This window comes from Pseudomonas sp. USHLN015, assembly GCF_037153275.1.
In the GTDB taxonomy this organism is placed as follows: domain Bacteria; phylum Pseudomonadota; class Gammaproteobacteria; order Pseudomonadales; family Pseudomonadaceae; genus Metapseudomonas; species Metapseudomonas tohonis.
In genome coordinates, this window is record NZ_JBBCKP010000005.1 from 216,019 (window position 1) to 236,703 (window position 20,685).

At 64.6% G+C, this 20,685-nt stretch carries 13 protein-coding genes; 6 read left to right on the forward strand and 7 right to left on the reverse strand.

All coding sequences use genetic code 11. The annotated features are described in order from the left end of the window. The first annotated feature begins 69 nt into the window (after positions 1–69). The 4 genes from ftrA to fabF all read left to right on the forward strand — a co-directional run bounded on the left by ftrA (position 70) and on the right by fabF (position 4,180). Entirely contained in the window at positions 70–1,038 is a 969-nt protein-coding gene (gene ftrA, locus WFQ67_RS12035; RefSeq protein ID WP_337056983.1) for a transcriptional regulator FtrA, read from the forward strand. Between the two features lie 76 nt (positions 1,039–1,114). Next, positions 1,115–2,263: an acyl-CoA dehydrogenase family protein gene (locus WFQ67_RS12040; RefSeq protein ID WP_337056984.1), complete on the forward strand. Its 1,149-nt coding sequence runs from the start codon at positions 1,115–1,117 to the stop codon at positions 2,261–2,263. Positions 2,264–2,372: 109 nt separating this feature from the next. Then, the gene (locus tag WFQ67_RS12045) at positions 2,373–2,906 is read left to right on the forward strand and encodes a PaaI family thioesterase (RefSeq protein WP_213625394.1); all 534 of its coding nucleotides are present in this window, start codon (positions 2,373–2,375) and stop codon (positions 2,904–2,906) included. After that, positions 2,906–4,180, forward strand: a complete 1,275-nt coding sequence (fabF, locus tag WFQ67_RS12050; RefSeq protein WP_213625393.1) for a beta-ketoacyl-ACP synthase II — start codon at positions 2,906–2,908, stop codon at positions 4,178–4,180. The genes WFQ67_RS12045 and fabF overlap by 1 nt, the downstream gene beginning before the upstream one ends. A gap of 45 nt (positions 4,181–4,225) precedes the next feature. Here the strand turns inward: fabF and WFQ67_RS12055 are convergent, their stop codons facing one another. The 3 genes from WFQ67_RS12055 to WFQ67_RS12065 form a co-directional block, all read right to left on the reverse strand. Further along, complete coding sequence (locus WFQ67_RS12055) at positions 4,226–4,795, reverse strand: TetR/AcrR family transcriptional regulator (protein WP_173179366.1); 570 nt, start codon at positions 4,793–4,795, stop codon at positions 4,226–4,228. Positions 4,796–4,926: 131 nt separating this feature from the next. Beyond that, positions 4,927–6,060, reverse strand: coding sequence for a thiolase family protein (locus tag WFQ67_RS12060; RefSeq protein ID WP_337056986.1), 1,134 nt, complete (start codon positions 6,058–6,060; stop codon positions 4,927–4,929). 153 nt (positions 6,061–6,213) lie between these two features. Further along, positions 6,214–7,404 (reverse strand): MFS transporter, encoded by a 1,191-nt coding sequence (locus tag WFQ67_RS12065; protein ID WP_337056987.1) that lies wholly within the window; start codon positions 7,402–7,404, stop codon positions 6,214–6,216. A 90-nt stretch (positions 7,405–7,494) separates the two neighbouring features. Between WFQ67_RS12065 and WFQ67_RS12070 the strand changes: the two genes are divergently transcribed. Beyond that, positions 7,495–8,061 carry a TetR/AcrR family transcriptional regulator gene (locus WFQ67_RS12070; protein WP_337056988.1) on the forward strand — a complete coding sequence of 189 codons (567 nt, stop codon included), beginning with the start codon at positions 7,495–7,497 and terminating at the stop codon, positions 8,059–8,061. Positions 8,062–8,100: 39 nt separating this feature from the next. Here WFQ67_RS12070 and WFQ67_RS12075 read toward each other — a convergent pair whose 3' ends face one another. Genes WFQ67_RS12075 through WFQ67_RS12090 form a run of 4 tightly spaced genes read right to left on the reverse strand, consistent with a single transcriptional unit; the run spans position 8,101 to position 16,887 of the window. Next, positions 8,101–12,780: a calcium-binding protein gene (locus WFQ67_RS12075; protein ID WP_337056990.1), complete on the reverse strand. Its 4,680-nt coding sequence runs from the start codon at positions 12,778–12,780 to the stop codon at positions 8,101–8,103. A gap of 3 nt (positions 12,781–12,783) precedes the next feature. Beyond that, complete coding sequence (locus WFQ67_RS12080) at positions 12,784–13,269, reverse strand: hypothetical protein (RefSeq protein ID WP_337056992.1); 486 nt, start codon at positions 13,267–13,269, stop codon at positions 12,784–12,786. Between the two features lie 60 nt (positions 13,270–13,329). Next, positions 13,330–14,745: an HlyD family type I secretion periplasmic adaptor subunit gene (locus tag WFQ67_RS12085; RefSeq protein WP_337056994.1), complete on the reverse strand. Its 1,416-nt coding sequence runs from the start codon at positions 14,743–14,745 to the stop codon at positions 13,330–13,332. Positions 14,746–14,748: 3 nt separating this feature from the next. Beyond that, a complete protein-coding gene (locus WFQ67_RS12090; RefSeq protein ID WP_337056996.1) occupies positions 14,749–16,887 on the reverse strand; it encodes a type I secretion system permease/ATPase in 2,139 nt (712 codons plus the stop codon). Between the two features lie 310 nt (positions 16,888–17,197). Between WFQ67_RS12090 and WFQ67_RS12095 the strand changes: the two genes are divergently transcribed. After that, positions 17,198–20,665 carry a response regulator gene (locus WFQ67_RS12095; RefSeq protein WP_337056997.1) on the forward strand — a complete coding sequence of 1,156 codons (3,468 nt, stop codon included), beginning with the start codon at positions 17,198–17,200 and terminating at the stop codon, positions 20,663–20,665. Positions 20,666–20,685 lie beyond the last annotated feature (20 nt).

The following is a 20,685-nucleotide window of genomic DNA, read 5'->3' on the forward strand; positions in this document are numbered from 1 at the left end:
GCCACTGTATCCAGCGCGCTTGCTGCTCTACAGTGGCGGGCAGGACAGCGACTGGTAAGTATCCGCCAAATGAACGACGACCCCGGCCTGGTGGCCATCCTCGCCTACGACGGCCTCTGCACCTTCGAATTCGGCATCGCCGTGGAGGTCTTCGGCCTGCCCCGGCCCGAGTTCGATTTTCCCTGGTACCGCCACTGCATCGTCGGCCTGGACGACGGCCCCATGCGCGCCATGGGGGGCATCCAGGTGCTGGCCGATGCCGGCTTGGAGCGCCTGGCCGAGGCCCGTACCCTCGTCATCCCCGGTTGGCGCGATCGTGCCGAGGCCCCGCCCGAGCGGCTGTTGAATGCACTGCGCGACGCCCACGCACGCGGGGCGAGGCTGGTGTCCATCTGCTCCGGCGTCTTCGTCCTCGCCGCCAGCGGCCTGCTGGATGGCCAGCGCGCCACCACCCACTGGCGCTATGCCGAGGAGCTGGCGCGGCGCTTTCCCGCCATCGAGGTGGACCCCGAGGTGCTCTACGTCGATGCCGGCCAACTGATCAGCTCGGCGGGCAGCGCCGCCGGCATCGACGCCTGCCTGCACCTGGTGGCGCGGGATTTCGGCACCCAGGTGGCCAACACCGTGGCGCGACGCCTGGTGATGTCGCCCCAGCGTGCCGGCGGGCAGGCGCAATTCATTCCCGCCCCGGTGGCCCGTGCTCCGCGTAACGATCTTTCGGCGCTGATGCAGTGGGCCCGGCAGCACCTGCACGAGCCCTTGGAAGTGAGCCAACTGGCTCGCCGCGTGGCCATGAGCGAGCGCACCTTCCTGCGCCGCTTCAGCGAGGCCACCGGCATGACACCCAAGGCCTGGTTGCAGCACGAACGCCTGGCCCGTGCCCGCGAGCTGCTGGAGGGCGGTGTCGACGGCAGCGAGCGCATTGCCGAGCTGTGCGGCTTCCGTTCGGTGGAGAGCTTTCGCGTGGCCTTTCGCAACGCCGTCGGGCTCCCGCCTTCGGCCTATCGGGAGCGCTTCGGAGCGGCGCATACGTCCTGATCGATGGCGCATGTCACGCCTTGAAAACCAAGCAAGCGCTCGGTAAGTTTCTCTGACTCAAACAGGGAGCCACGCCATGTCCGCTTGCCAGGAATACTTCGATCCATCCCATCAACTGGTGCGCGACTCGGTGCGCCGCTTCGTCGAGCGGGAGATCCTCCCGCACATCGGCGACTGGGAGGAGGCCGAGGAATTCCCCCGCGAGCTCTACCTCAAGGCCGGCGCTGCCGGCATCCTCGGCATCGGCTACCCCGAGCAGTACGGCGGCAGCCACGAGGGTGACCTATTCGCCAAGGTGGCAGCCAGCGAAGAGCTGATGCGCAGCGGTTCCGGCGGCCTGGTGGCCGGGCTGGGCTCCCTGGATATAGGCCTGCCCCCGCTGATCAAGTGGGGCCACCCGGAACTGCGCGAGCGCATCGCGCCCCAGGTGCTGGCCGGCGAGAAGATCATGGCCCTGGCCATCACCGAGCCGTCCGGCGGCTCCGACGTGGCCAACCTCAAGACCCGTGCCGTGCGCGAGGGGGATTTCTACCGGGTCAACGGCAGCAAGACCTTCATCACCAGCGGCGTGCGCGCCGACTACTACACCGTGGCGGTACGCACCGGCGGCGATGGCTTCGGCGGCGTCAGCCTGCTGCTGATCGAGAAGGGCACCCCCGGCTTCAGCGTGGGCCGCAAGCTGAAGAAGATGGGCTGGTGGGCCTCCGACACCGCCGAACTGTTCTTCGAGGATTGCCGGGTGCCGTCGGCCAACCTGATCGGTGTCGAGAACATGGGCTTCGCCTGTATCATGGCCAACTTCCAATCCGAGCGCCTGGCCCTGGCCATCATGGCCAACATGACGGCGCAACTGGCGCTGGAAGAGTCCCTGGCCTGGGCGCGGGAGCGCGAGGCCTTCGGCAAGCCCATCGGCAAGTTCCAGGTGCTCAAGCACCGCCTGGCCGAGATGGCCACGCAACTGGAAGTCTCCCGCGAGTTCACCTACCGCCAGGCGGCGAAGATGGCCGCCGGCAAGAGCGTGATCAAGGAGATATCCATGGCCAAGAACTTCGCCACCGACATCGCCGACCGCCTCACCTACGACGCCGTGCAGATGCTCGGCGGCATGGGCTATATGCGCGAAAGCCTGGTGGAGCGCCTGTACCGTGACAACCGCATTCTCTCCATCGGCGGCGGCTCGCGGGAGATCATGAACGAGATCATCAGCAAGCAGATGGGGCTCTGACCCCCTGTGCGAGGCGCCCATCGGGTGGCCTTGCGCAAGGCCCTGCGCCTCGTTATATGATGGTTGAAATCCAAGTCAGGCCCCCGGGCCAAGCGAGAGGGGAAGTGCCATGAGCGAATCGAGCCGTGAAGAAAAGCTGCAGGCCTGGCTGGAAGCCGAGCGTGCCATGTTGGAGCGACTGAAGCCCGGCACCCTGAGCATGTCCGAGGTGGTCCAGCTGAGTCCGCGCGAGTTCTTCGACGGCATCGGCCGGGGTGACCTGCCCTCGCCCCCGATAGGTGAACTGATGGGCTTCGTGCCCATCGAATGGTCAGAGGAGCGCTTCGTATTCCAGGGCGTTCCGGATGCCCGCCACTACAATCCGCTGGGCACCGTGCATGGCGGCTATGCGGCCACCCTGCTGGACTCCTGCATGGGTTGCGCCATCCATATGCACGTCAAGCCGGGGCAGGGCTACACCACCACCGACCTGCGCATCAGCTACGTGCGGGCCATGACCATGGACACCGGGCCGGTGAGGGCGGAAGGGCGCATCATCCACGTGGGCCGTTCGACCGCACTGGCCGAGGGCCGCATCTATGACGTGGACGGGAAGCTCTACGCCACCGGCTCCACGACCTGCCTGATACTTGGAGGGAAATGATGAACTCGCAACGAATCGTCGTCACCGGCATGGGGCTCGTCTCGCCCCTGGGCTGCGGCGTGGAAACCGCCTGGCAGCGCCTGCTGGCGGGCCGCTCGGGCCTGCGTGCCCTGCCCGAAGACACCGTGCGGGATCTTGCGACCAAGGTCGGCGGCAGCGTACCGACGCGGGAAGAAGACCCCGAGGGTGGCTTCGATCCCGACAGTGCGGCGCCGCCGAAGGAGCAGAAGAAGATGGACCGCTTCATCCTCTTCGCCCTGGCCGCCGCCGATGAAGCCCTGCAGCAAGCCGGTTGGGTCGCCGACAGCGACGAGAAGAAGGCCCGTACCGCCACGGTGATCGGCTCCGGCATCGGCGGCTTCGGTGCCATCGCCGACGCCGTGCGCACCACCGATAGCCGGGGCCCGCGACGCCTGTCGCCTTTCACCATTCCCTCCTTCCTGGTCAACCTGGCCGCCGGGCACGTCAGCATCCGCCATGGTTTCCAGGGCCCCATCGGCGCCCCGGTGACCGCCTGCGCCGCGAGCGTGCAGGCCATCGGCGATGCGGCGCGGATGATCCGCTCCGGCGAGGTGGACATCGCCCTGTGCGGCGGCGCCGAGGCTTCGATCGACCGCGTGGCGCTGGCCGGCTTCGCGGCGGCCCGGGCGCTGTCCACCGATTTCAACGATCACCCGGAACAGGCCTCCCGGCCCTTCGACAGCCGTCGCGATGGCTTCGTCATGGGGGAGGGCGCCGGCATGCTGGTGATCGAATCGCTCGACCATGCCCTGGCACGCGGCGCCACGCCCATCGCCGAGCTGGTGGGCTATGGCACCAGTGCCGACGCCTACCACCTCACGGCAGGGCCGGAGGACGGCAGCGGCGCCCAGCGTGCCATGCGCACCGCCATCGCCCAGGCCGGCATCGAGCCGCGGCAGATCCAGCACCTCAACGCCCATGCCACTTCCACGCCGGTGGGCGACAAAGGCGAGCTGGCGGCGATCAAGGCGGTGTTCGGCGAGGAGGGTGGGATCGCGGTTTCCGCCACCAAGTCCGCCACCGGGCACCTGCTTGGCGCCGCCGGCGGGCTGGAGGCGATCTTCACCGTACTGGCCATCCGCGACCAGGTGGCGCCGCCCACCCTGAACCTCGAACAACCGGACGAAGACGCCGCCGGCGTGGACATCGTCCATGGCGCGGCGCGGCCGATGACCATCAACTACGCGCTGTCGAACGGCTTCGGTTTCGGCGGGGTGAATGCCAGCGCGCTGTTCCGGCGCTGGATGGGCTGAATGGAGCGGCCCTTGCGGCCGCTCATGGGAATCGTGGCGGCGGGCTCAGGCCTTGCCGCCTTTCTTCTCCTCCAGGCGTGCGGTCAGGTTGCTGCAGGCATCCTCGAGGATGCGCTTGGACAGGGCCTCGTCCGCCACGCTGCGGGATAGGCTCAGCGCGCCGACCATGGTGGCGACCATCGCCATCGCTTCCTGCGGGTCGCCCGTTTCCTTCTCGATCATCCTCAGCAGGTTGCCCACCACCTCGTCGCTGATGGGGCTGGCCTGGCCGCGCTGGCCCAGCTCCGAGGACATGGTCGGCAGCGGGCAGCCGGCGTCCGGGTTGTCGCGGTGTTCCGGCGAGAGGTAGCGCTTGAACAGGGTCTTGAGCGGCTCCGGCTTGGCGAGCACCTTGGCCCACTGGCCGCTGGCGTCGTTGGCCGCCGCGCGCAGGGCTTCCTGCACCAGCGCATCCTTGGACTTGAAGTGGGCGTAGAAGCCGCCGTGGGTCAGGCCCAATGCCTTCATCAGCGGCTGCAGGCCGGTGGCGTCGATGCCGTCCGCACGGAAGCGGCGGGACGCTTCGGCGATGATGCGTTTGTGGGTTTCGGCCTTGTGGTCTTCCGAGTAGCGCATGGCAGTGGCCTCAAATTCCGGACGTTAGTATGGCGATTGTAATTCCATATTCACCGCCTGTATGCAGTTGCCGTCGCAGCGATGCCGATGGCCGACGAAAGGGGAGGCGCGCTCGCACCTCCCCCGGCGCCTCACTCGACGCTTTCCAGCAGGGTGGCCACGCCCTGGCCGCCACCGATGCACTGGGTGGCGACGGCGTAGCGGCCCCCCGTGCGCTTGAGCAGCGAGGCCGCCTTGCCGGTGATACGCGCGCCGGTGGCGCCCAGCGGGTGCCCGATGGCCATGCCGCCGCCGTCCAGGTTGACCTTGGCGATGTCGATGTCCAGCTCGCGGATGCAGGCCAGCGCCTGGCTGGCGAAGGCTTCGTTGATCTCGAACAGGTCGATGTCGTTCACCGACAGGCCGCTGCGTTGCAACAGCTTGCGGGTGGCGTGCAAGGGGCCCATGCCCATCACTTCCGGCGCGCAGCCGACCACCGCGACCGCCTTGATGCGGGCGAGGATGTCCAGCTTCCAGCGCCGGGCGAACGCCTCGGTGCAGACGAAGACCGCCGCCGCGCCGTCGGTCAGCGGCGAGGCGGTGCCGGCGGTCACGCTGCCGCCGAAGGCCGGCTTCAACTGGGCCAGGGCCTCGGCGCTGGTGCCGGGGCGGATGCAGCCGTCCTCGGTGACCGGGCCGTCCGGTGTCTCGATGGTGATGATCTCGTCCTGCAGCAGGCCGCGCAGGCGCGCGTCGGCCGCCTTCCCGTGGGATTGCACGGCCATCGCCTCCTGGTCCACGCGGCTGATGGCGTAGCGCTCGGCGACGATCTCGGCGGTGTGGCCCATGGGGATATAGGCCTGGATCTCGCCGCTGGTCAGGCGCGGGTTGGGCGAGATGTTGAAGCCGCCCATCGGCACGCGGGTCATGGATTCCACGCCGCCGCAGATGAAGGCCTCGCCGGCACCGAGCTGGATCTGCCCGGCGGCGAAGTGGATGGAGGTCATGGACGAGCCGCAGAAGCGGTTCACCGTGGCCCCGGCCACGCTCTGCGGCAGGCCGGCGAGGAAGCCGACGATGCGCGCCAGGTTCATGCCCTGTTCGGCCTCGGGGTAGGCGCAACCGAGGATCAGGTCCTCGATCTCGCTGGGGTCGATGTCCAGGCGGTCCACCAGCCCTTTGACGACCTGGCCGGCGAGGTCGTCCGGGCGGATGTTGATCAGCCCGCCCTTCTTGGCGAAGTGGAAGGGCGAACGGGCGAAACCGGCGATGACGATGGATTGCATATCTCGGGTCCTTGCAGGTTGGGCCGGGCGGAGCCGGCGGGAGCGCCGGGGTACGAGCGATCCGACGAGGCGCATGCTTAGGATGATATGCGTAATTCAAACGCTTGTATATTACGGGTGTAATCCAATCGTCGGCTGGACGGGCCCCTTGCTTCAGGCGCGCTCGGCCCGCCACACGCCCCGCAGTGCGACGAGGATCAGGCCGATCAGGACCAGCGCGAACCCCGTGGCGGTCGCCACCAATCCGAAGTGGCGCGCCGATACCCCCGCCAGCAGCGCCGGTACGCAGAACGCCAGGTAACTGATCACGTAGTAGGTGGCCATCAGCCCGGCGCGCTCATGGGCATGAGCCAACGGCATCACGCTGCGCAGTGCCCCGAGGAAGCCCGAACCGAAGCCGCCGCCGGCAACCAGCGAGGCCACCAGGAACAGCCACAGCCAGCCGGCCTGCACCGCCACCAGCATGGCGCCCACACCTGCCAGCAGCAGGGCGGTGGCGATGCGCAGCACCTGCTGTGCCGTGTGCTGGCGCAACCACAGGATCGACAGCGCGCCGCTCAAGGTCAGAGCCGTCACCGCCAGCCCGCCCACCAGCGCCGAGTTGGAGCCGGTGGCCGCGCGGATCAGCGACGGCGCGAGCGACAGGTAGAAGCCGCCCAGGGACCAGACCGCGACGTTCACCGGCAGCGTGCGCCACAGCGCCCCACGGGCCTGGGGCGGTACCTTCAGGGTCGGACGCAGCGAGGCGATGGCACCCGGGCGGCGCGAGATGGATTCCGGCAGCCACCACGCCAGCAATGCCTGGGTGGCGAACACCAGCAGCAGGACCAGGTAGACCAGGTGCAACGGCCAGGGCGCCCACTCCACCAGCATTCCGCAACCCAGCGCGCCGCACGCCATGCCCAGCTGCGGCGCCACGCTGTTGAACAGCGGCCCGCGCTCGGGGTTGCGATCCAGCAGCGCCGCCCCCAGCACGCTGGTCGCCATCCCCGTGGCGAACCCCTGCATCACCCGCGCCGCCAGCAGCCAGGCGACACCATCGGCCTCGATGAACAGCGCCATCGCCAGCATCTCCAGCAACAGGGCGGCGAGGATCACCGGCCGCCGGCCCAGGTAGTCCGACAGCTTGCCCAGGGTGAGCAGCGCGGCCAGCAGGCTGAAGGCATAGATGGCGAACACCAGGGTCAGCATCGCCGGGCTGAAGCTCCACTGCGCCTGATAGACCGGATACAGCGGCGTGGGCGCACTGGAGGCGGCCAGGAAGCTCAGCAGGGTGGCGGCCAGCAAGGCGATGCCGCTGCGGGCGTGGCGTTGGTCGAGGCAGGTGTCGGCGGACTGGGCCATGGTCGTCTCGCTAAAGCTAAGTAATTGCGTTTGCGCAGTCTGCGCCCGGCAATTCCTTAACGCAAATTCTTTGTGATAAGGTCCGCCGCCATGGCCATCAAAGAAAACCGCCGCACTGGCGGGCGCAGCGCCCGGGTGCAGGAGTCCATCCACGCGGCAGTGCGTGCACTGCTCGAGGAGCGCGACCGCGCCGACCTCACCGTCCCGCAGATCGCCGCCCGCGCGGGCGTCACGCCCTCCACCATCTACCGCCGCTGGGGCGATCTCTCCGCCCTGCTGGCCGACGTCGCCCTGGAGCGCATGCTCCCCGGCGAGCCCCAGGACACCGGCACCCTCGCCGGCGACCTGCACGCCTGGGCCGAGCAATACCTCGACGAGATGAGCTCCGAACTCGGCCGCACCCTGATCCGTGACGTCGTCTCAGATCTTGCCGGCGACTACCCCGGCCAATGCGCCGATCTCGTCCGCTGCCAGCTGCAACTCATCCTCGACCGCGCCGCCCAGCGCCACGACCCCGCCCCCAGCGCCGAACAACTGATCGACGCCGTGGTCGCCCCGATGATCTACCGCATCCTCTTCGCCCCCGAAGCACCCAGCGCCGAGCAGGTGAGGGGATGGGTGGATGGCGCGCTGAACAGTTCCAAACCCCGGAAATGAACAAGGCCCCGTGAGGGGTCTTGTTCATTTACTCAGCGGTTACTGCCAGTTCGCGGCGATCACCACCTCCAGCTGCGCCCTCTGCTCGGGCGTCAGGTTGGAACTGCCGCCTGCAGGCGGCGCGAAGGCCGCCATGGCGTTGACCAGGTTCTGCACCTGGCTGTCGAGAAGGGTCTTGCCGTCACCGGACTTGATGGTCTCGATGTGGTTCGAGGTGCTGGAGTACCAGTTGCTGATGGTGACCTTGTCGGTGGAGTCGCGCAGGGTCAGCTCCAGGTTGCTGCCGTTGCGTTGGAGCCAGATGTCGTTGGCGGAGATGCCTTCACCGAAGAGAAGGGTGTCGTTGCCATCTGCATCGGCTACCAGGTCCTGGCCATCCCCTTTGGCAAACAAGTAGGTGTCATTGCCATAGCCGCCATTGACTGTGTCGTTGCCTTCACCGCCATCGAGGATGTCGTTACCGGAAGCACCGTTCAGTACGTCGTTGCCTGCCAGGCCCTTGAAGTGCACGGCATCGTTGCTGTAGCCCCCGAAGCCATCATCACCGGCTGTGCCAGTGACCCCGAGCTCCATTTCCAGGCTGTTGATGGTACGGCTGCTGCCATCGGCGAACTCGACTTTCTCGATCCGCTTATACGGATTTCTGTACCAGAGGGGGATCGTGATGCTGTCGGTGGCGCTGTAGTGCAGGGTGAGGTTGCTACCCTCGCGACTCATGCGCATGTCCGAGACATTGATTCCTTCGGCGAAGCGAATGATGTCGGTGGCGAGATAGTTGTCGCTGGTATTTACATAGGTCTCGGCCAGGGTGTCGTGACCATCACCGAGGCTGAAAAGGTAGGTGTCACTGCCGTCATGGCCATCGAGGGTGTCGTTGCCCTTGCCGCCGATGAGGACGTCATCGCCGTGGCCGCCGAGGATGGAGTCGTTGCCCGCGCCACCGAGCAAGGTGTCATTACCGGCGCCCCCATTGAGGCTGTCGTTGCCGTCACCGCCATCGAGGATGTCGTCACCGGCAACGCCGTTCAGCGTGTCGTTGCCTGCCATGCCCTTGAGGTGCGCGGCATCGTTGCCATAGGGCGCAAAGCCATCGTCACCGGCTGTGCCGGTAACCCCGAGCTCCATTTCCAGGCTGTTGATGGTGCGGCTGCTGCCATCGGCGAACTCGACCTTTTCAACCCGGAGGTATGGATTGCTGTACCAGCCGGCGAGCGTGATGCTGTCGGTGGCGCTGTAGTGCAGGGTGAGGTTTCTGCCTTCGCGGCTCATGCGCATGCCGGTGACATCGATACCTTCGTTGAAGCGAATGATGTCGGTGGCGAGATAGTTGTCGCTGCCGTTTGCAAAGGTCTCGGCCAGGGTGTCCTGACCATCACCGAGGCTGAAGACATAGGTGTCACTGCCTTCATGGCCGTCGAGGGTGTCGTTGCCCTTGCCGCCGGTAAGGATGTCATCGCCGTAGCCGCCGAGGATGGAATCGTTACCCGCTCCACCGAGCAGGGTGTCATTACCGTAGCCCCCATTGATGCTGTCGTCGTCGTCACCCCCATCGAGGATGTCATTACCGGCAGCGCCGTTCAGTATGTCGTTGCCTGCCATGCCCTTGAAGTACGCGGCATCGTTGCCATAGGGCGCGAAGCCATCGTCACCGGCTGTGCCAGTGACCCCTAGCTGTATTTCCAGGCTGTTGATGGTGCGGCTGCTGCCATCGGCGAACTCGACCTTTTCGATCCGCACGTACGGATTGGTGTACCAGTGTGTGAGCGTGATGCTGTCGGTGTCGCTGTAGTGCAGGATGAGGTTTCTGCCTTCGCGACTCATGCGAATGTCGGCAACATCGATACCTTCGCCGAAGCGAATGATGTCGGTGTAGAGATAGTTGTCGGCGGTGTTTTCATAGGTCTCGGTCAGGGTGTCCTGACCATCACCGCGCTTGAAGATGAACGTGTCACTGCCGTCATGGCCGTTGAGGGTGTCGTTACCCCAACTACCGACGAGGACGTCATCGCCGTAGCCGCCGAGAATGGAGTCGTTGCCCGCTCCACCGAGCAGGATGTCATTACCGGCGCCCCCATTGAGGCTGTCGTTGTCGTCACCCCCATCGAGGATGTCGTTACCGGCAGCGCCGTTCAGTGTGTCGTTGCCTGCCAGGCCCTTGAAGTGCACGGCATCGTTGCCATAGATCCCGAAACCATCGTCACCGGCTGTGCCGGTGACCCCGAGTGCCATTTCCAGGCTGTTGATGGTGCGGCTGCTGCCATCGGCGAACTCGATCTTTTCGATCCGCACATACGGATTGGTGTACCAGAGGGGGATCGTGATGCTGTCGGTGGCGCTGTAGTGCAGGGTGAGGTTGCTACCCTCGCGACTCATACGCATGTCCGAGACATTGATACCTTCGCTGAAGCGAATGATGTCGGTGGCGAGATAGTTGTCGCTGGTGTTTACATAGGTCTCGGCCAGGGTGTCGTGACCATCACCGAGGCTGAAGGCATAGGTGTCACTGCCGTCATGGCCATTGAGGGTGTCGTTACCCTTGCCGCCGATGAGGGTGTCATTGCCGTAGCCGCCGAGGATGGAGTCGTTGCCACCCAGCCCAAGTAGGTAGTCGTTGCTTGGCGTACCTATCAGCGCATCATTGGAGGCACTACCCAACTGAGTATGCAGAGCGTTGACGTGGGATAGTTGATTGCGGAGCCTATTGAGTTCTTCAGTGGACAACTGCTCTGCTAGTGCGGGAATGAAAGACGTTTTAAGTAAATCTGTCGTTTTTTGGTCTGCCCAGACTCGGGAGAAGTCCAATGCGTCGCTAATGGCTGTGAATGGACTTTCATTCGCTGTAGTTGCGAACAGCGTGTACATCCGAGTGTAGTCAAGCTCAAATCCATTGGTCGTAAGTTTCAGGTCAATCGTGTCTACATATGATTTCAAACGAGTCTGCAGTACCAGGCTGTCATAGATGGACTGCTTGAGGCTCTCATAAGCCTGATTCAGCAAGCCAATCTGCCCAGCGTTGAAGCCAAGACGATTCTCATCAATCACAACACTGCCTTGGGTCGTGTTGTAGGAGCTATTGCTGCTAGCTGTACCCACGCCAAAGGATAAAGTTAGGCTATTAGTGCCTGAGCCAACCTTGCCAAACTTGAGGATGTTCTGCGCATTGAACACTTCGAGGGCTTTCACACGCTCAAGAAGCGTCTTGGTGTTCTGCTGTGCTTCGGTCGGCTGAGTGCCGCTAGCCTCCCAAGAGTACTGGAAGCGCACATCAGTGGTGCCGTCATCCAGTGCATCGATGCGCTTATCGAACGTCTTGTAGTCGGCGCTCTTCGCCCATTCGGCGATTAACTGATCCAGCAGGCCCACCTGCTCTTCGAGAGTTTGTGCCTGGGAGTAGGTTGCCAGCAGCGTCTTGAGCTCGGCGTTGAGCATCGAGGCTTCGCGCAGGTCACGCACCGCACCGGAACCTTTCATGTCCGGCAGGGCCTTGGCCGTGTCGTCCAGGGCGATGCGGTCGGTGAACTCGCGATAGAAGGGGTTGCTGACCAGGTCCAGGTTGGCGGCCAGGCTCTGGTTGGCGTTGACGGTGCCTTCGCTGCCATCGCCACGAACGAAGCTGCCGACGGCGCTGATCAGGTTGCCGTTGGAGTTGTGGTTGCTCGCCGTCGAATCCAGGTTGATGGCGACGATATTGTGCTCGGCCAGGGTCTTGAGTTCGCCTGCCTGGGCGATGCCATCCTGGTTGGCGTCCTGCCAGATCTTCACATTGGCGAACTGGGTGTCCTGGGCATCGAAGACGCCATCGCCGTTGCTGTCGAAGTCCTTTAGCGCATCGAAGCCATTGCTGGCCTTCTGGCCGTTGGCCTTGACGGTGTCGACGCCGAACAACTCGCCACCATTGTCGATCTGGCCATTGCCGTTACGGTCCAGTACGAGGAAACCGTCGTCACCCTTGACCCAGCCGGTGCCGGTCTTCAGGCCATCGCCATCGAAGTCGAAGGTGATGCCGGCATTGGCGCCGACGGTTTCGATGCCGTCGCCGTCGAGATCGAGGCTGAGGGGGTCGCGGCGTTCGACGAAGGAGTTGGCTGCTTGGAACTCAGTATTAACGTTTGAGTTCATATTTAATGGATCGAGATACTTAAATATATCTTCGAAGCTCTCACCGACTAACCATCCAAAGCCAACGGCTAGTGGAATGCTAATCCACCCAGTGAGCCCAACGAGAACAGCTGCAACTGCCGCACCGGCAACCGCACCAACAAAAGAACCCGCTGCTGCGTAGTAGTCACCTTCTGAGGCTTTTATGGCGATATCTAAGGTATCTCCAATAGGGCCAAGAAGGTCTCCTGCAGTTGAAAGGAGTTTTCGGTTTATCCCGCTTAAGACGTCAAGGTTTACTTTTTCAAGGGCATCAAGTCCTTTGGCATGAAGCTCATCTGCTTGCTTCCTAAACATGATTGATGCGCTGTCTAGTGCATTTTGAGCTGATTTACGTAGCTCGATGCCTGCTTGGTCTGCTTTTCGAGAAAGTTCAGCTGCTTTGTTTGCAAAGTGCTCGTAGTCTGAGGCTAAGGTTTGAGCGATTTCTGCTCGCTTTACTGCATTGTTGAAATCATCTTGGGAATATTTTTCCGATACTTTTGATAGCGTTCCAGCTAGGGTGCTGTAAACGTTTGTCCAATATTCTTCAAATAGAGTTTCGTCGTTTGGAGTTGGCACGGATCAGAGTCCCTTCTTTAAAAGTAATACAAGTGAGATGGTGAGAGTGCTTATGGCTATGAAATATATCAACGCCCCGCCCATCCAGTCGGTTTCAATTATTATTGTTCTAAATAGGCGGGAGAATATGTTGTCGCCATCCAGTGGGATCGCTCCCGTAAGGAAAACCACCCAGGCTAGGCATCCACCTAAGATGGCAAGTTTCGCAGGGCGAGAGATTAAGATTCTAGTAAATCCCAATCGCCAGATTGCTATGAAGTAGAGCGGAAGTAGTATGGTGTGTGTCAGGGCGATGAATATGAATAGATGTTGATTGGTTATTTGTTGTGCGGCCCAGTGCGATACGGGGATTTCTATATCGATCGGTGGTGCAAGAAAATAAGCAGGAATGGATATGGAATATCCAATAATTAGCCAGCTTATGATGAGTTTTGGTAGTGCTGGTGATGTATTTATGCGGTTGATTGACGGTTGTAATGTGCTATTCATTGCTCTTTTCTTTATATGGGCTGAGTGCGATTTGTGCTCTATTGAGACTGTAGGGTTTACTCACCGCTCCCCCAAACTCTCATCCTGATATTCCTTCAACGGACTCAGGAAATAATCGATCACCTTTCTCTTGTCCGTCTTCACTTCCGCCCGCACGGCCATGCCGGGGGAGAGTTCGATGCGGTTGTCGCCGACCTGGATGCTGTTTTCCTTGAGCAGGATGCGGGTGCTGTAGACCAGGCCGCGTTTTTCGTCGTCGATGGCGTCGTTGGAGATGCTTTGCACGGTGCCGTGCACCACGCCGTATTTGGTGAAGGTGAAGGTCTCGACCTTGATCTCCACTTCCTGGCCGGGGTGGACGAAGCCGATGTCCTTGTTTTCCAGCATGGCTTCCACTTCCACCGGTTGGTCGCTGGGCACGATGACCATCAGCGGCTGTGCCTCGGTGACCACGCCGCCGTTGGTGTGGATGGCCAGTTGCTGCACGGTGCCGTCCACCGGGGCGGTGAGGCGCATCAGGCGGTCGCGCTGTTCGGCTTTCTTCAGTTCCTGGGCGAGGGAGGCCGCGCGCTGTTCGGATTCGTGCTGCAGGTCGAGCATAGCGCGGCGGGTTTGCGCCAGCACGGTGTTGCGCTGGCGTTCGGCGGCGCTGCGGGCGGCGGTGAGTTCGATGACGCGGGCCTGCTGGATGGCCAGTTCGCGCTCCTGGTCGAGGCGCGCCTGTTCCTTTTCCAGGTAGGCGTGCTTGGCCACGTAGGCCTTGTCCAGCAGGCGCTTGTAGTCGGCGGAGAGCTGGCGGGTGATGGGCAGGGATTCCTCCAGCTTGGCCACCCAGGCCTTGGCCGCCTGGATCTCGGCGACGCGCTGGTCGATCTCGGCGTCGGCCTGGTCGAGGGTGCTGCGCAGTTCCAGGTACTGGCCCTGCAGCCAGCGCTGGGCGGCCAGTTGCTGCTCGGGGCTGGCCTCGGGGATCAGCGCGGCGAGGGAGGTGGGTTCGCCGCCGTCCTGGATGGCATCGAGCAGGGCACGGGCGCGGGCGCTGTCCACCTGGGCGGCGAGCAGGTCGCTCTTCAGGCGGTCGACGTCGGCGCCGGTGATCTGCGCGTCGAGGTCCACCAGCAGGTCGCCGGCCTTGACCTTCTGCCCGTCGTAGACGTGGATCGCCTTGACCACCGCCACCTCGCTGGGCTGGATGATCTTGGTCTTGCCGCTGGGCACGATCTTGCCGGTGGCGGTGGCCACCACGTCGATCTCGCCGACGCAGGCCCAGACCAGCGCGAGCGCGGCGAAGGCGATGATCGCCCACTGGATGTAGCGCGGTGCCGGGTGCGGCGGCTGCTCCTGCAGGGCCAGGGCGGCGGGGAGGAATTGCACCTCGTGGCTCAGGCGCTGCGGTGCGTCCATGGCCTTGCGGTGGCGCCAGGCGTGAGGCCAGGCGGTGCGGTAGCGGTTGATCAGTTCGCGTTTGGCGCCCATGGCTTACCCCTGCTGCAGTCGGTGCAGGCGCGAGTAATGCCCGGCCTGGTGGGTGAGCAGTTCGGCGTGGGTGCCCTGCTCGACGATCTGCCCGCGGTCCATCACCACGATGCGGTTGGCATCGCGTACGGCGGAGAGGCGGTGGGCGATGATGATCACCGTGCGGCCCCGGCAGATGTCCTTCATGTTCTGCTGGATGATGCGTTCGGACTCGTAGTCCAGCGCACTGGTGGCCTCGTCGAAGATGAGGATGCGCGGGTTGCCGATCAGCGCCCGGGCGATGGCCACGCGCTGGCGTTGGCCGCCGGAGAGCGAGGCGCCGTGCTCGCCCACCACCGTGTCGTAGCCCTCGGGCAGTTCGAGGATGAACTCGTGGGCGCCGGCCAGCTTGGCCGCCTGCATCACCACCTCGATGGGCGCACCCGGGTCGGTGAGGGCGATGTTCTCGCGGATGCTGCGGGCGAACAGCATGTTGTCCTGCAGCACCACGCCTATCTGCCGGCGCAGCGAGGACACGTCCGCCAGCGCCAGGTCCATGCCGTCCACCAGCACCCGCCCGCGCTCGGGCGTGTAGAGGCGTTGCAGCAGGCGGGTGAGGGTGCTCTTGCCGGAGCCGGAGCGGCCGACCACGCCTATCACCTCGCCGACCTGGATGCTCAGGCTCACCCCGCGCAGCACCTCGGAACCATCCGGGCGGTAGCGGAAGTGCACCTGGTCGAATTCGACGTTGCCACGGATCGGCGGCAACGCACTGCGCGCCGCCTGGGACAGCTCGGTGCGGGTGTTGAGGATGTCGCCAAGGCGCTGCACCGATACGCCGGTCTGCTGGAAGTTGGTCCACAGCTGGGCCAGGCGCATGATCGGCTGCGACACCCGCCCGGCCAGCATGTTGAAGGCGATCAACTGGCCGACGCTGAGGTCGCCGTCGATCACCAGCCGCGCACCCAGCCACAGGGTCGCCACGGTCACCAGCTTGCCCACCAGCCCCACGCCCTCGTTGGCGATGGTCGACAGCGTCTGGGTCTTGAAGCTGGCCGCCACGTAGCCGGCCAGCTGGTTGTCCCACTTGCGGTTGATCTGCGGTTCCACCGCCATCGCCTTGAGCGTGTCGATGCCATTGACCGTCTCCACCAGGAAGGCCTGGTTCTCCGCACCGCGGGCGAAGCTCTCGTTGATCCGCGCACGCAGCATCGGCGTGATGATCAGCGAGATGAGGAAGTACAGCGGCAGCGACAGCAGCACCACCAGCGTCAGCCAGCCGCTGTAGAAGAACATCACGCCGATGAACACCACCGAGAACAGCACGTCGAGGATCAGGGTGATGGCGTTGCCGGTGAGGAAGCTGCGGATGTTCTCCAGCTCGCGTACCCGCGCCACCGAGTCGCCCACCCGGCGCGCCTGGAAGTAGGCCAGCGGCAGCGTCACCAGGTGGCGGAACAGGCGCGAGCCCAGCTCCACGTCTATGCGGCTGGCGGTGTGGGCGAACACATAGCTGCGCAGGCCCGACAGCGCCGTCTCGAAGAGCATGATGCCGAGCAGGCCGATGGCGATCACATCCAGCGTGGAAAGGCCTCGGTGCACCAGCACCTTGTCCATCACCACCTGGAAGAACAGCGGCGTCAGCAACGCGAAGATCTGCAGCACGAAGGACACCAGCAGCACTTCGCCCAGCAGCTTGCGGTACTTGACGATGGCGGGGATGAACCAGGTGAAGTCGAACTTCGCCAGCTCGCCGGCCAGCGAGGCTTCCGAACGGATCAGCACCAGCTCGCCGCTCCAGCGCTCGCCCAGGCCTTCGAACTCCAGCACTTCCGGGCGTTGCGCACGCGGGTCGTGGATCAGCGCCTTGCCGTCGTCCAGCCGCGCGATGATGAAGAAGCTGCCGTCGCGGTCACAGGCGATGGCCGGCAGCGGCGTGCGCTCCAGCCGGGCGATGGTGCTGCGTGCCGGGCGGGCCTTGAGGCCGAGCTTCTTGGCGGCGAGCAGCAGCTCGGCCTTGCCGAAGGGGCGGCCGTCTTCGGCGAATTCGTGGGCGAGTTGTTCGGGGGAGGCGGCGATGTTATGGAAACGCGCGAGCATGACCAGGCACGCGAGGCCCGCGTCGAGCCCTTGCCCTGGCTCGTGAGGGTTGCTGTCCTGCATCAGGATTCCGTCCTTGGTGGTGGCATAGCGCCATGTAATGCGCGCGTCATTCTGCCAATGCGCGGCCAAGCCGCAAAGCAGGCAGTTGATGAGCGGTTCTCATTCTGCGTGGCGAAAGTCCGACAGGCCCGGGTTTGACCGCGCGGATGGCGGCGTCATGCCATCTTTCCCGGGCGAAACGGGCACAACTAGCTACATTTTCCTCAGGCAGCGCTTGGCGCTGCGCACCACAGCCCAGCGGTCACCAGGGAATCGGCGATGCGTTGGGTGCCCGTCTACGGGTCTTGCGCATCCATTCCAGGGACAGCCGATGAACGCCACCGCCAGCATCGACGAAAGAAGTTTCCGCCGCATCCTCTCCCGCAATGTGGCCCTGCCGATCGGCATCGGCGTGCTCGGCGCCGCGCTGTTCATCGCCCTGATCGGCTACCTGCTGTACGTGCTGAGCTGGGTCGAGCACACCGATATGGTCATGGGCAAGGCCAACGAGGGCTTTCGCTACACGCTGGATCGTGAGTCGAGCCTGCGCGGTTACCTGATCGCCGGGGAGGACGAGTTCCTCGACCCCTTCGAAGAGGCCACGCCGCGCCTGGAGTCGCGGATGTCGGAGCTGGCCGAGCTGGTCAGGGACAATTCCGTCCAGCTGGAAAAGGTGCGCCGCATCCAGGCCATGCAGGAGCGCTGGGGCACCTTCGCCCAGGAGATGATCGAGCGCCGCCGTGCCAACCAGGACATCACCACCGCCGTGCGCGAGAAGCGCGGCAAGCAGTTGGTGGATGGCATCCGCCGGACCTTCGCCGATTTCATTGCCGCCGAGCAGCAACTGCGCCATGAGCGCAATGAGCGGGCGAGCAACACCGCCCTCTTCACCGTCGTCGCCTATCTGCTGTTCAGCTTCGGTTTCAGCGGCTTGCTGGCGTTCGTCGGTCGACGCGAGCTGCTGGGCCTTTCGAGCACCTACGGCGCCACGCTGGAGCGCCAGCTCGCCGACAACCAGAAACTGCAGCAGCAGGCCTGGCTGCGCGAAGGACAATCGCGCTTGGCCGAGAGCATCATCGGCCAGCAGTCGGCCGGCAGCATCGGGCGTGCGGTGCTGGATTTTCTCGCCCAGTACCTGGGCATGGTGGTGGGGGCGCTCTACGTGCGCCAGGAGAATGGCGAGCTGCGCCGCGTGGCGGACTATGGCTTTTCACCCGAGGAGCAGGCCCGTGAGCAGGCCTTCGCCGATGGCGCCGGGCTGGTCGGGCAGGTGGCGGTGGAGCGCCGTTCCCGGGTGCTGGAGGGGCTGGCGCCGAGCTACCTCAAGGTCAATTCCGGGCTGGGCAACGACGCTCCGCTCTCGGTGATGCTCGCGCCCACGGCCACCGAGGGCAGCGTCAACGGCATCGTCGAGCTGGGTTTTCTGCGGCCGCTGGATGAGCGTGACCAGGCTTTTCTCGACGCCATTGGCGGCAGCCTCGGGGCTTCCCTCGAGGCCGCGCGTTATCGCCAGCGCCTGCACGATGTGCTCACCGAGACGCAGCAACTCAACGAGGAGCTGCAGGTGCAGCAGGAGGAGCTGCGTACCGCCAACGAGGAGCTGGAGGACCAGTCGCGGCTGATCCGCGAATCCCAGGCCAGCCTGGAGACGCAGCAGGCCGAGCTGGAACAGACCAACGAGCAGCTCAACGAGAAGACCCTGCGCCTTGTGGAGCAGCGCGACGCGCTGGACGAGCGCAACCACGCCCTCGACCAGGCCCGCAGGGAGCTGGAGAAACGGGCCGATGAACTGCAGCGGGCCAGCCGCTACAAGTCGGAGTTCCTCGCCAACATGTCCCACGAGTTGCGCACGCCGCTGAACAGCTCGCTGATCCTCTCCAAGCTGCTGGCGGAGAACCGCAAGGGCAACCTCGACGGGCAGCAGGTGAAATACGCCGAGCTGATCTACTCCTCCGGCACCGACCTGCTGAAGCTGATCAACGACATCCTCGACATCGCCAAGGTCGAGGCCGGGCGCCTGGAGATACGCCCGGAACAGACCGAGCTGGCGCGCATGGTGGAGAACCTGGAGAGCCTCTTCCGGCCGCAGGCGACGGAGAAGCAGCTGGAGTTCGAGGTACAGGTGGACGCCGCCGCGCCCCGGCAGTTCTTCAGCGACAGCCAGCGGGTGGAGCAGATCCTCAAGAACCTGCTCTCCAACGCCTTCAAGTTCACCCAGGAGGGCAGCGTGCGCCTGCGCGTGCGCCCGTCGGAAGGCGGCATCGCCTTCGAGGTCGCCGACACCGGCATCGGCATCAGCCAGGAACAGCAGGACTTCATCTTCGAGGCCTTCCGCCAGGCCGACGGCACCACCAACCGGCGCTTCGGCGGTACCGGGCTGGGCCTGTCGATCTCGCGCAACCTGGCGCAGATGCTCGGCGGCAGCATCGAGCTGCGCAGCGAGCCGGGGCAGGGCAGCCTGTTCACCCTCTGGTTGCCGGAGAGCTACCAGGCCGAGGAGGCGGCCCCGGAGTCCGTCGAACCCGCCCCCTTGCCCGAGCCGACGCCGGCCCCGGACGAAGAGAAGCCGGAGGTGCCGGCCTTCCCCGACGACCGCGGCCTGGCCGACCAGGGCAGGCGCTGCGTGCTGGTGATCGAGGACGAGCCCAAGTTCGCGCAGATCCTCTACGACCTGGCCCACGAACTCGGCTACCGTTGCCTGGTGGCCCAGAGCGCCGGGGAGGGCCTGCGCCTGGCGGGCGCACACGGGCCGGATGCCATCCTCCTCGACATGCGCCTGCCGGATGATTCCGGCCTCTCGGTGCTGCAACGGCTCAAGGACGATCCGCACACCCGCCACATCCCCGTGCACGTCGTCTCCACCGACGACCGCACCGAGCCCGCGCTGCACCTGGGCGCCATCGGCTATGCGCAGAAGCCCACCACGCGTGAGCTGCTGGTGGACGTCTTCTCGCGCCTGGAGGCCAAGCTCACGCAGAAGGTCAAGCGCGTGCTGGTGGTCGAGGGCGACGCCTCGCAGCGCGACGGCATCGCCCGCCTGGTGGGCGACGAGGACATCCAGGTGGTCGCCGCCGAACGGGGCGAGGAGGCCCTGGCGCGGCTGCGCGAAACCCAGTTCGACTGCATGATCATCGACCTCAAGCTGCCCGACATGCACGGCAACGAGCTGCTCAAGCGCATGGCCGCCGAAGACCTCGGCACCTTCCCGCCGGTGATCGTCTACAGCTCGCGCAACCTCACCCGCGACGAGGAGGAGGACCTGCTCAGGCATTCGCGTTCGATCATCATCAAGGGCGCGCGCTCGCCCGAGCGCCTGCTGGACGAGGTCACGCTGTTCCTGCACAAGGTCGAATCATCGCTTTCCAGCGAACGCCAACGGATGCTGCAGACCGCGCGCAACCGCGACAAGGTGTTCGAGAAGCGCAAAGTGCTGGTGGTGGACGACGACGTGCGCAACATCTTCGCCCTCATCAGCGCGCTGGACGAGAAGGGCGCCCAGGTGGTGACCGCGCGCAACGGCCAGGAGGCCATCGACAAGCTCGACGAGAACCCCGACATCGACCTGGTGCTGATGGACGTGATGATGCCGGTGATGGATGGCTACGAGGCCACCCGGCGCATCCGCGAGGAGCCGCGCTGGGCCAGGCTGCCGATCATCGCCGTCACCGCCAAGGCGATGAAGGATGACCAGGAGCAGTGCATGAAGGCCGGCGCCAGCGACTACCTGGCCAAGCCCATCGACCTGGAGCGCCTGTTCTCACTGATCCGCGTGTGGCTGCCGCAGCTGGAGCGCTTCTGAAGGGCGCGGCGAACGTCGCC